This is a genomic window from Nocardioides speluncae (genome assembly GCF_003121585.1).
In the GTDB taxonomy this organism is placed as follows: domain Bacteria; phylum Actinomycetota; class Actinomycetes; order Propionibacteriales; family Nocardioidaceae; genus Nocardioides; species Nocardioides speluncae.
This window is the reverse complement of sequence record NZ_QEOO01000034.1, coordinates 67,074-81,037: the sequence shown is the minus strand read 5'-3', so window position 1 is coordinate 81,037 and position 13,964 is coordinate 67,074. Positions and strand designations below refer to the sequence as shown.

Annotated in this window: 13 protein-coding genes and 1 pseudogene; 10 read left to right on the top strand and 4 right to left on the bottom strand. The window is 70.0% G+C overall.

Annotated elements, in window-relative coordinates; all coding sequences use genetic code 11:
- A pseudogene (locus tag DDV73_RS28820) lies at positions 1-180 on the top strand (IS110 family transposase); the annotation flags it as partial.
- Positions 181-374: 194 nt separating this feature from the next.
- Here DDV73_RS28820 and DDV73_RS17705 read toward each other — a convergent pair.
- From DDV73_RS17705 to DDV73_RS17695, 3 genes are all read right to left on the bottom strand, one after another.
- Positions 375-1,670: a tetratricopeptide repeat protein gene (locus DDV73_RS17705; protein WP_109508589.1), complete on the bottom strand. Its 1,296-nt coding sequence runs from the start codon at positions 1,668-1,670 to the stop codon at positions 375-377.
- An 85-nt stretch (positions 1,671-1,755) separates the two neighbouring features.
- Positions 1,756-3,066: a M14 family metallopeptidase gene (locus DDV73_RS17700; protein ID WP_109508588.1), complete on the bottom strand. Its 1,311-nt coding sequence runs from the start codon at positions 3,064-3,066 to the stop codon at positions 1,756-1,758.
- 88 nt (positions 3,067-3,154) lie between these two features.
- Entirely contained in the window at positions 3,155-4,042 is an 888-nt protein-coding gene (locus DDV73_RS17695; RefSeq protein WP_109508587.1) for a helix-turn-helix domain-containing GNAT family N-acetyltransferase, read from the bottom strand.
- An 82-nt stretch (positions 4,043-4,124) separates the two neighbouring features.
- On the opposite strand from DDV73_RS17695, the gene uvrC reads away from it, so the two are divergent.
- The 9 genes from uvrC (at position 4,125) to DDV73_RS17650 (ending at position 12,896) form a co-directional block, all read left to right on the top strand.
- Positions 4,125-6,104 (top strand): excinuclease ABC subunit UvrC, encoded by a 1,980-nt coding sequence (gene uvrC, locus DDV73_RS17690; RefSeq protein ID WP_109508586.1) that lies wholly within the window; start codon positions 4,125-4,127, stop codon positions 6,102-6,104.
- Positions 6,104-6,991, top strand: coding sequence for an RNase adapter RapZ (gene rapZ / locus DDV73_RS17685; protein ID WP_109508585.1), 888 nt, complete (start codon positions 6,104-6,106; stop codon positions 6,989-6,991). The genes uvrC and rapZ overlap by 1 nt, the downstream gene beginning before the upstream one ends.
- Before the next feature lie 2 nt (positions 6,992-6,993).
- Positions 6,994-7,950: a gluconeogenesis factor YvcK family protein gene (locus tag DDV73_RS17680; RefSeq protein WP_109508596.1), complete on the top strand. Its 957-nt coding sequence runs from the start codon at positions 6,994-6,996 to the stop codon at positions 7,948-7,950.
- 18 nt (positions 7,951-7,968) lie between these two features.
- A complete protein-coding gene (gene whiA, locus DDV73_RS17675; RefSeq protein WP_109508584.1) occupies positions 7,969-8,955 on the top strand; it encodes a DNA-binding protein WhiA in 987 nt (328 codons plus the stop codon).
- A 245-nt stretch (positions 8,956-9,200) separates the two neighbouring features.
- On the top strand, positions 9,201-10,220 hold the full coding sequence (gene gap / locus DDV73_RS17670) for a type I glyceraldehyde-3-phosphate dehydrogenase (RefSeq protein WP_109508583.1): 1,020 nt from the start codon (positions 9,201-9,203) through the stop codon (positions 10,218-10,220).
- Between the two features lie 20 nt (positions 10,221-10,240).
- Positions 10,241-11,455: a phosphoglycerate kinase gene (locus DDV73_RS17665; RefSeq protein ID WP_109508582.1), complete on the top strand. Its 1,215-nt coding sequence runs from the start codon at positions 10,241-10,243 to the stop codon at positions 11,453-11,455.
- Positions 11,455-12,252, top strand: a complete 798-nt coding sequence (gene tpiA / locus DDV73_RS17660) for a triose-phosphate isomerase (protein ID WP_109508581.1) — start codon at positions 11,455-11,457, stop codon at positions 12,250-12,252. Before DDV73_RS17665 ends, tpiA begins: the two co-directional genes overlap by 1 nt.
- 30 nt (positions 12,253-12,282) lie before the next feature.
- The gene (secG, locus tag DDV73_RS17655) at positions 12,283-12,519 is read left to right on the top strand and encodes a preprotein translocase subunit SecG (protein ID WP_109508580.1); all 237 of its coding nucleotides are present in this window, start codon (positions 12,283-12,285) and stop codon (positions 12,517-12,519) included.
- 17 nt (positions 12,520-12,536) lie between these two features.
- On the top strand, positions 12,537-12,896 hold the full coding sequence (locus tag DDV73_RS17650; protein ID WP_109508579.1) for an RNA polymerase-binding protein RbpA: 360 nt from the start codon (positions 12,537-12,539) through the stop codon (positions 12,894-12,896).
- A gap of 52 nt (positions 12,897-12,948) precedes the next feature.
- Here DDV73_RS17650 and DDV73_RS17645 read toward each other — a convergent pair whose 3' ends face one another.
- Entirely contained in the window at positions 12,949-13,929 is a 981-nt protein-coding gene (locus tag DDV73_RS17645) for a hypothetical protein (protein ID WP_154402799.1), read from the bottom strand.
- Positions 13,930-13,964: the final 35 nt, after the last annotated feature.

Sequence of the window (13,964 nt, the reverse complement as noted above, 5' to 3'; positions counted from 1 at the left end):
CTCAACCGAGCCCTGCACTCCATCGCCAAGACCCGCATGCAGCACCACCCCGCCACCCGCGCCTACGTCGCGCGCCGCACCGCCGAGTCCCTTAGCAAGCCCCGCATCCGCCGCTGCCTCAAGAGATACATCGCCCGCGAGCTCTACCGACACCTCGCGGCAGGGGTTGACAACCTATAGAAGCGTCTCAGGCTGATGCTGACCCGGCCCGTCTTCACCCAGTACGACGCTGACCCGGCCCGTCTTCACGCCCACATGCCGCGACCCGGCCTGTGTTGACACGACGCACGTCAACAAGGGCCGGGTCAGCGTGCACTGACGTCAAGACGGGCCGGGTCAGCGTGCACTGACGTCAAGACGGGCCGGGTCGGCGTTCAGGGGCGTGAAGACGGGCCGGGTCGGTGGGTGGCGTCGCGGAACCACTCGTCGCGGCGACAGTGCCGGCGGTCGAGGCGGCGGTCGATGACGGCGCGGGCGTCGTCGTACCGGCCGGCGCGCAGCAGCGCGCTGATCCGGGTCTCCTCGACGACCTCGCGCTGAGCGTCGCTGCCGCCGACTCGCCACAGGTTCTGCTCGAGGTCGGCGAGCCGGTCCGCACACAGGCCGGGCTGGCCATGCAAAAGCAGCCGGAGGGCGGAGGCGAGCGGCGCGCAGACCTCGCGCAGCGTGGCGTCGGCGGACGCCGCGCACCAGGCGCCGAGCCGGGTCAGGCCGCTGGCGTCGTCGGCGCTACACAGCGCCACCGCGGCGTGCATCGCCATGAAGGGGGTCTGCGGCTGGTGCAGCTCGGTGCCGGCGTTCTTGATCACCTCGCCGATCGCGGGTACGGCGCCGGCGCCGGGCGTGATCGTCCACCGCCAGATCAGCGATCCCGAGTCGACCAGGGCCCGGCAGCCGAGTGCCGGGGTCGGGCTCAGCTGGTCGTCGTACCGCAGGGCGACGGCGTCCAGGTCGCCCATCGACAGCTCGTGCAGCGCGGCGTGCCAGGAGAAGTGGCTGAGCTTGTCGACGACCGCGCCGTCGCCATGGATCCAGTCGTCCATCCAGGCCAGGCCGCTCTTGTGGTCGCCGGTCTCGTAGTGGGCATGCGCCCGGGCGTGGGCGGCGTGGCCGCTGGCCGGTTCCTCGGCGAGCGCCGTACACGCCAGGTCCATCGCCTCGTCGAACCGGCCCTGCTCCTGCCGCATGAACGCGAGCAGCCCGGCGTACCACCAGTCGTCGCCGTACGCCGGTCGCGCGTCCTCGACCAGCCGCCACGCTTCCTGCGGCACCGTGGTGGCGCCGGCGAACGCGATCGTCGGCACCGCGACCGAGAGCAGCAGTGCGTCGGCCGGCCAGACGCCGAGGTGCCGGACCAGGGGAGCGGAGTCGCCGCGGACGTGGCTGTCGACGGCGTGCACATGGCTGCGCTCGCGCTCGGACCCGCGGCGCGCGTGCAGCTGTGCGTCGGCGAGCCGGCTCTCGATGTCGACAGGTGCGCAGAACTCATGGCCGAGGAGCGCGAGAGCGGCGTGGCCGAGGGCGAAGGTCGGGTCGAGGGTGACCGACGACGAGACCGCCTCCAGGGGCCCGGGGTGCAGCCGGAGCAGGCTCGCCACCCCGCGGTTGTACGCCGCGGCAGGCGCCTCGCCGGTGGTCAGCGCGAGGTCGTAGAGGTCCCTCGAAGCCATGAAAGAACACTAAAGCACTAGAGAAACAATTTCGAATTGCCTGGACGTGTCCCCACGCCCGGGCAATTCCGGTCTCGCCAACCCCTCAGCTACAGGGCTTCCCGATGATCCGGCTGGGGCAGTCAGCGTAGTCCAGCGCGATCAGAAATGGCTCCGAATTCTTGCCTGTAAGTGCCTCGATCTCGGAGGCCGGCGGGTAGAAGTCGTCGCCGATCTCGAAGGTGAAGGCCGCGACGCCCCAGTGGCGATCGCCATCGCCGTACAGGTGGCCGAACGAGTTGTCGTCGATCGCCCCGTCGGTGATGTAGAGCTCGCTGCTCTGCTCGGCGGTGTAGCCGTTCTCCTTGGCGAAGGCCTGGCCGAGCGCGACCACGGTCTCGTGCTCGTCCTGGGTCATGTCCGACGGCACGTCCTCGTCGGTGTAGCCGTACGGGTAGAGCACCAGGTCGCCGTAGCTGTGCGCGTCGATGTGGGTGGTGATCTGCTGCTTGCCGTCCTTGACCCGCGACTCGGTGTAGTCCTGGATCACTCGCGCCTCGGGAGCGGAGAAGGCGGCTTCGCCGCGGTAGTCCTCGGCGCTCGGGTCGGTGCTGGAGCCGTCGCAGCAGCCCCACTTGTAGCCGAAGTTCCGGTTGAGGTCGGTGCCGACGTACGACGAGCCCGCGTTTGGCTGCCGGTTCTTGCGCCACATCGCGAAGTCACCGCTGGCGATGTCGAACTCGGCGCCGTCCGGGTTCACCTCCGGGATGATCACCACCTCGCGCCCGTCGACGAGGCCGGTGATCCGGTCATCCGACCCGTAGCCGCCGACCAGTAGGTCCGCCCAGGCCAGGCACTGCTCGGTGGTAATGATCTCGCGCGCGTGCAGGCGGCAGGTGAACAGCGCCTCCGGCTCGGCCTCGTCGGTGGCCACCTGGTCGCTGATCTTGAGGCCCCAGATGTCGCGGCCCTCGTGCGACTTGCCCAGCGAGAACTTCTGGGCGATGTCCGGGTGGTCAGCGACGATCTTGTCGAGTGCGGCGACCATCTCGTCGTAGGTGTGGTACGCCTCGAACCCGGGCGGGTACTCCTCGGCAGCGGCGGCGCGGCTGACCTCCTCGACCCGGCCGGGCTCGCTCAGCGTGGTCACCCGGTAGCCGCGCTCGCGGAGCCGGTCGGCCTGCCGGTCGGTGCCGGACACGGTGACACCGTCGCCAGCAGGCTCCTCGACCGAGACGCCGGTTCCGGCCAGCCTCTCTACGGCGGCTCCGCGGACGTCGTGGACGAGGTAGACGCCGAGGCGCTGCTCGGCGCGGTCGGACGGGTTGCTGCCGGTGGCTCCGGTGGGCCCGCCCACCAGCGCGACGCCGGCGGCGAGGGCGGTCGCGACGGCCGCGACCAGTGCTTTCCTGCGCATCGATGCTCCCGAGATCAGGGCCGCGTGGTCCGGCCTTCCCGGCTCACCCTAGAAGCGGCGCCGGCCGATGGCGCGGGTCGCCACACCCTTAACTTTTGCCGCCGTCCAGCCGCTTCTCGAACCAGTGGTGGGCGTAGGGCTCGTCGTTGTACGCCGGGATCTCGACGTACCCGAGCCCGCGATACAGGGAGATCGCCGCGCTCAGCGCCTTGTTGGTGTCCAGCCGTACGGCGGTCGCACCGCGCTCGGCGGCCAGCGTCTCCAGCTCGGACATGATCCGCCTGGCCAGCCCGAGCCCGCGCGCCGACGGTGCCACCCAGACCCGCTTCACCTCCGCCCAGTCGCCGTGGTGCTTGACCGAGCCGCAGCCGACCGGCTCCTCGCGAAGCATCGCGACCAGCGTCGCTCCGTGCGGCTCGCTGACCTCCGCGACATCGACCTTCCGGCTGGCGCCGGGATCGAACCCGGCGTCGAACGCCGCATTGAGGGTGGCGAAGTACTGCTCCCAGCAGTACGTCGCCAGCGGGCCGCCCGGGTCGACGAGCCGGAGCTCGGCGAGACCGGCGGTGAGCAGCTGCTCGACATCGGCCATCGCCGCCAGCAGTCTCCGGCGCTGCCCGGCCGACAGTGGTGCGAGCAGCGACTCGGCGAGAGCGTCGCTGGACCGGTCGAGGGTCTCCCGCTCGCGCCGCCCGGCCGCGGTGAGCCGGGCCCGGCGTACCCGCTTGTCGTCGCGGTCGACGTCGACCCGGACCAGGCCCTCGGCCTGCAGCCGGCCGAGCAGCCGGGTCAGGTAGCCGCTGTCCAGGCCGAGCCGGGCGCGCAGCGAGCGCAGGTCGGCGCCGTCCGGCGGCAGCTCCCAGAGCAGCCGGGACGCGCCGACCGAGCGGGCCCGGCCGAGGTACTCGTCGTCGAGGACGCCGACCCGCTGGGTGACCAGCCTGTTGAAGCGCCGTACCTGTTCGATCTCGGTCATATCTCTGACTATAGTCAGAGAATCTCGTGTGGTCGCCCGCGCCCGGGACCGGACTGTCCCCGGTGCGCCGTAGGGTTGCTGCGTGGCCGATCCGCGCAGCTACCGACCCAAGCCGGGGTCGGTCCCGACCCAGCCAGGCGTCTACCGGTTCCGCGACGCGCGCGGCCGGGTGATCTACGTCGGCAAGGCGAAGAACCTGCGCGCCCGGCTGTCGTCGTACTTCCAGGACATCGCCGGGCTCCACCAGCGGACGGCGGCGATGGTGAGCTCCGCCGCCGGCGTGGAGTGGACGGTGGTGAACACCGAGGTCGAGGCGCTCCAGCTGGAGTACTCCTGGATCCAGGAGTTCGACCCGCGGTTCAACGTGAAGTACCGCGACGACAAGTCCTACCCGTGGCTCGCGGTGACGGTGGGCGACGAGTTCCCCCGGGTGATGGTCGGCCGCGGCGCCAAGCGGAAGGGCACCCGCTACTTCGGCCCCTACAGCCATGCCTGGGCGATCCGGGAGACCGTGGACCTGCTGCTCCGGGTGTTCCCGATGCGCTCGTGCAGCAACGGCGTGTTCAAGCGCTCCGCGCAGATCGGCCGGCCCTGCCTGCTCGGCTACATCGACAAGTGCTCCGCTCCCTGTGTCGGCCGGGTCAGCGAGGAGGAGCACCGCGCGATCGTCGACGACTTCTGTGACTTCATGGCCGGCAACACCAGCGCGTTCGTGAAGCGGATCCAGAAGGAGATGTACGCCGCGTCCGACGCCTTGGAGTTCGAGCGGGCGGCCCGGCTCCGCGACGACCTGGCCGCGCTCGACAAGGCGCTGGAGAAGCAGGCGGTGGTGCTCGGCGACGGCACCGACACCGACGTGATCGCGCTGGCCGAGGACCCGCTCGAGGTCGCCGTCCAGATCTTCTACGTGCGCGGCGGCCGGATCCGCGGCCAGCGCGGCTGGGTGGCCGACCGCGTCGAAGAGGGCGCCACTCCCGAGCTGGTCGAGAACTTCGTCCTCCAGCTGTACGCCGGCGAGGAGGGTGACGCGATCCCGCGCGAGATCCTGGTCCCCGCGCTGCCGCCGGACGCCGACACGCTCGAGCAGCTGCTCAGCGAGCTGCGGGGGAGCCGGGTCTCGATCAGGGTCCCGCAGCGCGGCGACAAGAAGACGCTGCAGGAGACCGTCGCCCGCAACGCCAAGCAGTCGCTGATGTTGCACAAGACCAAGCGCGCCAGCGACCTGACCGCCCGCAACCAGGCGCTCGAGGAGATCCAGGCCGCGCTCGAGCTCGACGAGGTGCCGCTGCGGATCGAGTGCTTCGACGTGTCCAACCTGCAGGGCACCGAGGTGGTGGCCTCGATGGTGGTCTTCGAGGACGGGTTGGCCCGCAAGAGCGAGTACCGCCGGTTCGTGATCAAGGGTGTGGACGGCCAGAACGACGTCGCCTCGATGCACGAGGTGATCACCCGCCGGTTCCGGCGGATGCTGGACGAGCGCGCCGACAGCGGTGACGTCACCACCGGTGCCACCAGCCAGGACGGACCGATGCTGGTCGACCCGGAGACCGGCCGGCCGCGCAAGTTCGCGTACGCGCCCGGCCTGGTCGTCGTCGACGGCGGCCCGCCACAGGTCGCGGCCGCGCAGCGGGCGCTCGACGAGCTCGGCATCGACGACATCCCGGTCTGCGGCCTGGCCAAGCGGCTCGAGGAGGTGTGGCTGCCAGCGCAGGAGGACCCGGTGATCCTGGCGCGCAGCTCGGAGGCGCTCTACCTGCTGCAGCGGGTCCGCGACGAGGCCCACAGGTTCGCGATCACCCACCATCGCTCCCGCCGCTCGCGGACCATGGTCGAGAGCCTGCTCGACGACGTACCCGGGCTGGGTGAGGTACGCCGCAAGACGCTGCTCAAGCACTTCGGCTCGCTCCGCAAGCTGCGCGCCGCGACCGTCGAGCAGATCGCCGAGGTGCCCGGCATCGGGCCACGGACCGCCGCCGCGATCAAGGCTGCCGTCCAGGAGGGCGCCGCGTCGCGCAAGACTGTCTCCGTCAACACGGCCACCGGCGAGATCCAGGAGAGCTAGTGCACCCACCGGCAGATGGTGACGACAACACGACCGGCGAGGTCGTCGTGGTCACGGGGATGACCGGAGCCGGGCGGAGCACGGCCGCCAAGGAGCTGGAGGACCTCGGCTTCTACGTCGTCGACAACCTGCCGCCGAGCCTGCTGCGCGACGTGGTCCGGCTGGTCGACGAGAGCCGGGGCCGGCAGCAGCCGATCGCGGTCGTGGTCGACGTCCGCTCCGGCGCCTTCTTCGACTCGCTGGAGGCCAACCTCGCGCAGGGCGCGACCGGGCGACGTACCACCCTGCTCTTCATCGAGGCCTCCGACGACGTACTGGTACGGCGCCAGGAGGCCGCCCGGCGCCCGCACCCGCTGCAGGGTGGCGGCCGGCTGATCGACGGCCTGCAGCGCGAGCGGGTCGCCCTGGCCAACCTCCGTGGCAATGCCGACGTGGTCATCGACACCACCGACCTCAACGTCCACGAGCTGACCGACAAGGTCGCCGAGGCGTTCGGCTCGCCGGACTCGACCCGGCTGAAGATCACCGTGATCAGCTTCGGCTTCAAGTACGGCATCCCGGTCGACGCCGACCTCGTCGCGGACATGCGATTCCTGCCGAACCCGCACTGGGTGCCGGAGCTGCGGCCGATGAACGGCCGTGACACCGAGGTGTCGGAGTACGTCAAGAGCCAGCCCGGCGCCGAGGAGTTCCTGGAGCAGTACCTCCCGGTGCTCGGCACCGTCGCCGCGGGCTACCTGCGCGAGGGCAAGCGGTTCATGACGATCGCGGTCGGCTGCACCGGCGGCAAGCACCGCAGCGTCGCGATGACTGAGGAGATCTCCGCGCGCCTGATCGGCCAGGGGTACGACGCCCGCCCCACCCACCGCGACCTCGGGCGGGAGTGAGCGTGCCCGGCGCGGAGGACGACGTTCCCTTGGAGCAGGCGGCGGTTGCCCTGGGCGGCGGCCACGGCCTGTTCGCGTCGCTGTCGGCGCTGCGCCAGGTGGTCCGCGACCTGACCGCGGTGGTGACCGTGGCCGACAACGGCGGCTCGTCCGGGCGGCTGCGCGGCGAGTTCGGCGTACTCCCGCCCGGTGACCTGCGGATGGCGCTCGCCGCCCTTTGCGGCGACGACGAGTGGGGCCAGACCTGGGCGAAGGTGCTCCAGCACCGCTTCGCCGGCCAGGGCGAGATGCGCGGCCACTCTCTCGGCAACCTGCTGATCGTCGCGCTCTGGGAGCTGCTCGGCGAGCACGTCGACGGCCTCGACTGGGTCGGTCGGCTGCTGGACGCGCGCGGCCGGGTGCTGCCGATGGCGCTGACGCCGATGGACATCATCGCCGAGGTGCGCGGTGCCGAGGGTAGTGACGAGCTCACCACGGTTCGCGGCCAGGTACAGGTGGCGACCACGCCCGGCGACCTGGTCTCGGTGCGGCTCGACCCGCCGGACCCGGCCGCCTGCCCGGAGGCGCTCGACGCGGTCCGGTACGCCGACTGGGTGCTGCTCGGTCCGGGCTCCTGGTACACGTCGGTCATCCCGCATCTGCTGGTTCCAGACCTCCGCAAGGCGCTGGTCGAGACCGAGGGCGAGGTGATCGTCGTACTCAACCTCGAGGGGCAGCCGGGGGAGACAACCGGCTTCGCACCCGAGGACCACCTTGCCGCCCTGTTCGACCACGCGCCCGAGCTCCGCATCCACACCGTGCTCGCCGACCGGGCGTCGGTCGCCGACGCGCATCCGCTCGAGGAGGCGGTGGCGTCGGCCGGCGCCAAGCTCGTGGTCGCAGATATTGCGATGGAGGACGGGTCACCGAGGCACGATCCACGCAAACTGGCCACTGCCTACGCGCGAATCATGGGGTGACGTGGCAGGATCGGGCGCATGGCGATGACAGCACAGGTGAAGGCGGAACTGGCCAGCACCCACATCACCAAGACCTGCTGTCGGAAGTCCGAGGTCTCCTCGATGCTCCGCTTCGCCGGCGGTCTGCACATCGTGAGCGGCCGGATCGTAGTGGAGGCCGAGCTCGATACCGGAGCCGCGGCGCGCCGCCTCCGGAAGGACATCGCTGAGGTCTTCGGCCACACCTCCGACGTGGTGATGGTGCAGGGCAACGGCATCCGCAAGGGCAGCCGGTACGTCGTCCGCGTGGTCAAGGACGGCGAGGCGCTGGCCCGCCAGACCGGCCTCCTGGACCAGCGTGGCCGGCCGGTCCGTGGGCTGCCGCCGCAGGTGGTGTCCGGTGGCGGCTGTGACGCGGTGGCCGCCTGGCGCGGCGCGTTCCTCGCCCACGGTTCGCTCACCGAGCCGGGCCGCTCGTCCTCGCTGGAGGTGACCTGTCCCGGGCCCGAGGCGGCACTGGCGCTGGTCGGCGTCGCCCGGCGGCTGAGCATCTCGTCCAAGGCGCGCGAGGTGCGCGGTGTCGACCGGGTCGTGATCCGCGACGGTGACGCCATCGGCGCGCTGCTCACCCGGCTGGGCGCACACGAGTCCCTGATGGCCTGGGAGGAGCGCCGGATGCGGCGCGAGGTCCGGGCCACCGCCAACCGGCTTGCCAACTTCGACGACGCCAACCTGCGCCGTTCCGCCCGGGCCGCCGTGGCCGCGGGTGCGCGGGTCGAGCGGGCGCTGGAGATCCTCGGCGACGAGGTGCCGGACCACCTCAAGCTCGCCGGCCACCTCCGGCTGGAGCACAAGCAGGCGTCGCTGGAGGAGCTCGGCCAGCTACACGACCCGGTGCTCACCAAGGACGCGATCGCCGGCCGGATCCGGCGGCTGCTAGCAATGGCCGACAAGCGGGCCGAGGAGATCGGCGTACCCAACACCGAGTCGTCGCTGACCGCCGAGATGCTTGCCGAGGAAGCCTGATCAAGCGAGCAGCAGGCCGTGAGGAACGAGCGGGCTGCGTCGCGAGACGAGGTTGAGTAAGCCCCGCGAGCGAGGGACGAGCTCGCGACGGGCGCATCGAAACCCCGTTACTGGCACGTATGGCGGATGGGGGCGTGGGTGCCCGGCGGCGTGGCGCTAGGCTCGCGGCGTGCTGGTGACTGAACACCGGCGCTTTCCGTCAAGGCGGGTGACTGAACACCCACCACCGAGACCAGGAGACTGCAGTGACTGTTCGCGTAGGTATCAACGGCTTCGGCCGGATCGGCCGGAATTTTTTTCGTGCGGTGCGCACTCTGCAAGCCAACGGGGGAGCCGACATCGAGATCGTGGGGGTCAACGACCTCACCGACAACGCGTCGCTGGCGCACCTGCTGAAGTACGACTCGATCCTCGGCCGGCTTGACGCCGACGTCACCTCGACCGACGACGCGATCAGGGTCGGCGACCAGAGCATCGCCGCGTTCGCCGAGCGCGACCCGGCCAACTTGAAGTGGGCCGACATCGGCGCCGACATCGTGGTCGAGTCGACCGGCTTCTTCACCGACGCCACCAAGGCCCGCGCCCACATCGACAACGGTGGCGCCAAGAAGGTCATCATCTCCGCGCCCGCCTCGAACGAGGACATCACCGTGGTGATGGGCGTCAACCACGAGCAGTACGACGCCGCCGGCCACGCGGTCATCTCGAACGCCTCCTGCACCACCAACTGCCTGGCGCCGATGGCCAAGGTCCTCCACGACGAGCTCGGCATCGTCAAGGGCCTGATGACCACTATCCACGCCTACACCGCCGACCAGAACCTGCAGGACAACATCCACAAGGACCCGCGTCGTGCCCGCGCGGCAGCGCTCAACGTGGTGCCGACCTCGACCGGCGCGGCGAAGGCGATCGGCCTGGTGCTGCCGGAGCTGAAGGGCAAGCTCGACGGCTACGCGCTCCGGGTGCCGGTGCCGACCGGCTCGGCCACCGACCTGACCTTCGAGGCCAGCCGGGAGACCTCGGTCGATGAGGTCAACGAGATCGTGAAGGCCGGCGCCGAGGGCGCGCTGGCGCCGTACCTGCGCTACTCGACCGACCCGATCGTGTCCTCGGACATCGTCACCGACCCGGCGTCGTGCATCTTCGACGCGCCGCTCACCAAGGTGATCGGCAACCAGGTCAAGGTCGTCGGCTGGTACGACAACGAGTGGGGCTACTCCAACCGTCTCGCCGACCTGATCACGTACGTCGGCGCCTCGCTCTGACGCCCACGGTTGACTGGGTAATGACGCAGTTCTCGACCCCGCTGTCGTCGTCGTTGGGCGACGTGCGGGGTAAGCGGGTATTGGTCCGCAGCGACCTCAACGTTCCGCTGGACGGCATGACCATCACCGACGACGGCCGGATCCGGGCCTCGGTGCCGACCATCCAAGGACTCGCCGAGGCGGGTGCCCGGGTGGTCGTGGTCGCGCACCTCGGCCGGCCGAAGGGCACCCCGGATCCGGCGTACTCGCTGGCGCCGGTGGCGGCCCGTCTGGGCGAGCTGCTCGGTGTGCCGGTGGCGTTCGCGACCGACACGGTAGGGGAGAGCGCCGCCGCGGTCGTGGGCGGGCTAGCCGACGGTGAGGTCGCGGTGCTGGAGAACGTCCGGTTCAACGCCGGCGAGACCAGCAAGGACGACGCCGAGCGTGGCGCGTTCGCCGACCAGCTGGCCGGGCTCGCGGACGCGTTCGTGTCCGACGGGTTCGGCGTGGTGCACCGCAAGCAGGCGTCGGTGTACGACGTGGCGCAGCGGCTGCCACACGCGATGGGCCAGCTGGTCGCGACCGAGATCGACGTGCTGCGCCGGCTGACGGTCTCGCCGGAGCGGCCCTACGTCGTGGTGCTCGGCGGCTCGAAGGTCTCCGACAAGCTCGGCGTCATCGACAACCTGCTCGACAAGGCCGACAAGCTGCTGATCGGCGGTGGCATGGTCTTCACGTTCCTGAAGGCGCAGGGGCACGAGGTCGGCAAGAGCCTGCTCGAGGAGGACCAGCTCGACACCTGCCGGGCCTACCTGGCGCGGGCGTCGGAGTCCGGCGTCGAGATTGTGCTGCCGACCGACATCGTGGTCGACACCGCGTTCCCCAGCGGTGACCGCGAGCCGGAGCCGGTCGTCGTACCCGCGTCCGAGATCCCGGCCGACAGCCTCGGCCTGGACATCGGACCGGAGTCGGCGAAGGCGTTCGCCGCGGAGCTGGCCGACGCCAGGACCGTGTTCTGGAACGGCCCGATGGGCGTGTTCGAGGTCGAGGCGTTCGCCGCCGGCACCCGTGCGGTCGCCGAGGCGCTGACGCGCGTCGACGGGCTGTCAGTGGTCGGTGGCGGCGACTCGGCAGCGGCGGTGCGCCAGCTCGGTTTCGAGGAGTCGGCGTTCGGCCACATCTCGACCGGCGGCGGCGCCAGCCTGGAGTACCTCGAGGGCAAGGAGCTCCCGGGGATCGCGGTTCTGGAGGACTGATGGCCAAGCACACTCGGGTCCCGCTGATGGCGGGCAACTGGAAGATGAACCTCAACCACCAGGAAGCGGTGGTGCTGGTCCAGAAGCTCGCCTGGACGCTGTCGGACAAGCGGCACGACTACGGCAAGGTCGAGGTGGCCGTGCTGCCGCCGTACACGGATCTGCGGTCGGTGCAGACGCTGGTCGACGGCGACCGGCTGTCGATCAAGTACGGCGCCCAGGACGTGTCGACGCACGAACCCGGCGCCTACACCGGCGAGATCTCCGCGGCGATGCTGGCCAAGCTCGGCTGCACGTACGTCGTCGTCGGCCACTCGGAGCGGCGGCAGTACCACGCCGAGACTGACGAGGTGGTCAACGCCAAGGCGGCGAAGGTGCTCGCTGCCGGCATGACCCCGATCGTCTGCGTCGGCGAGGGTCTCGACGTACGCCAGGCAGGCGAGCACGTCCCGCACACGATGGCTCAGGTCGACGGCTCACTGGCCGGCCTGAGCGCCGAGCAGGTCGCCGGGCTGGTGATCGCCTACGAGCCGGTGTGGGCGATCGGCACCGGCGAGGTGGCGACCCCTGACGACGCGCAGGAGGTCTGTACGGCGATCCGCGGGCAGGTGGCGGAGGTGCACGGCGCCGACACGGCCGCCGCCGTCCGGATCCTGTACGGCGGCTCCGTCAAGGCCGCCAACGTCGCCGGAATCATGGACAAAACGGACGTAGACGGCTGTCTCGTCGGCGGTGCAAGTCTGCAGGTCGACGAGTTCGGAGGCATCTGCCGTTTCTACGACATGCCTTTGCTGTGATCAGCCTTTTGTGACGTAGGATCAGCGATCGTGATTCTTCTCTTCACCGTCCTGCTCGTGATCACGAGCTCCCTGCTCATCCTGCTCGTTTTGCTGCACAAAGGCCGCGGGGGCGGCCTGTCCGACATGTTCGGCGGCGGTGTCTCAAGCGGTCTCGGCGGATCATCCGTTGCTGAACGCAACCTCGATCGTTTGACGGTCGGCATCGGTGTCATCTGGTTTGCATGCATCGTCGCGTTGGGCCTGCTCATGGCCTACCGCCCCTGACGAAGGGAAGTTAGTTCGTGGCTGGTGGAGGAAACGCCATTCGTGGTAGCCGGGTGGGGGCCGGGCCAATGGGGGAGGCGGAGCGCGGTGAGGCCGCACCCCGGCAGACCGTGACTTACTTCTGCTCGCACCATCACCGGTCCGTGGTGACCTTCTCGGTGGACGCGCAGATCCCGGAGTCCTGGGACTGCCCACGTTGTGGCCTCCCGGCGAGCCTGGACTCCGAGAACCCGCCCCCTGCGCCGAAGATCGAGCCCTACAAGACCCACCTGGCCTACGTGAAGGAACGGCGCTCCGAGAAGGAGGCCGAGGACATCCTCGACGAGGCCCTGCAACTCCTTCGTACCCGCCGCAAGAACGGCGACATCATCTTCTGAGCGTGCGCGCGCGCTGACCGGGCACTTTTGGTTTAGTCAGCGCGGCGACCGGTCACGAATGGCGGGTCAGCGTCCACCGGCTGATCGATTGGCGAGCCTTCGCGATTCCTGCGCGGAGTCTTGGGCCGGGATCTGCCAGGCGGCCGTAGATGTCCTCGGCTTCGAAGATCTCGAAGGTCCACTTCCGGTGCTCGGTCATCCAGGCACGGCGATCGGCGTCGTAATCCCGGTCCTCGTCTGAGCTGTGGAACTCCTTGCCGTCGAACTCGGCACCGAACAGCACCTCCTCGAGCGCGAGGTCGACACGGAACACGGCAACGCCGTCGTCGTCGTACACCCAGACCTGCGGTTCGGGTCGCGGCAGGCCGGCGTCGTACCAGTGCAGTCGTAGTGCCGACTCGGGCGGCGACTCGGCGCGGCCGTCGGCCAGCGGTGCGAACGCGCGCAGCTGACGGACGCCGCGATAGCCCTTGTACCGCTCGACCTCGGCAAGCAGCTCGTCGTGGTCGACTCCCAACCGGAGGAAGCCGTCGAGCGCTGCCAGGGCGTCGAAGCGCCACAACAACCGGCCGAGATCGCAGGCCGTCCGCAGCGGTGTGGTGACTCGGAGTCCGTCGATCCGGGTCACGTCTCGCGAGCGCAGTCCACGGATGCCGCTTGCGACTCCCGGCCTGCGCAACCGGGACCCAGATGCGCTGAAGACCGAGATCGGCGGTGGCACATACGGTGCGCTGCGGTACTGGATGTCGACGCCGTGCAGCCAGGCAGCCGTGCGATCGGTCACAATCGCCGAGTCGGGTACAACGAGGCGGAGCGCCGCGCACCGGGTGCCGATCGTGTCCGGGAGTTGCGCGACGCCGTAGACGCCTTGCAACAGGCGCCGCACCAGCCCGCGCTCGTACAGCACCCGCAGGACACCGCGTGGTACGCCTTCGGTGGCCGCCTGCTGAGGTGTGAACGGCACGTCGAACGGCAACGGACAGTCCTCGTCGAGAAGCACGACGTCGGAGGAGCACCAACTCGGACGAGACATGCGCGAAAGCATCGCTCGGTTACAGAGAACGTGCG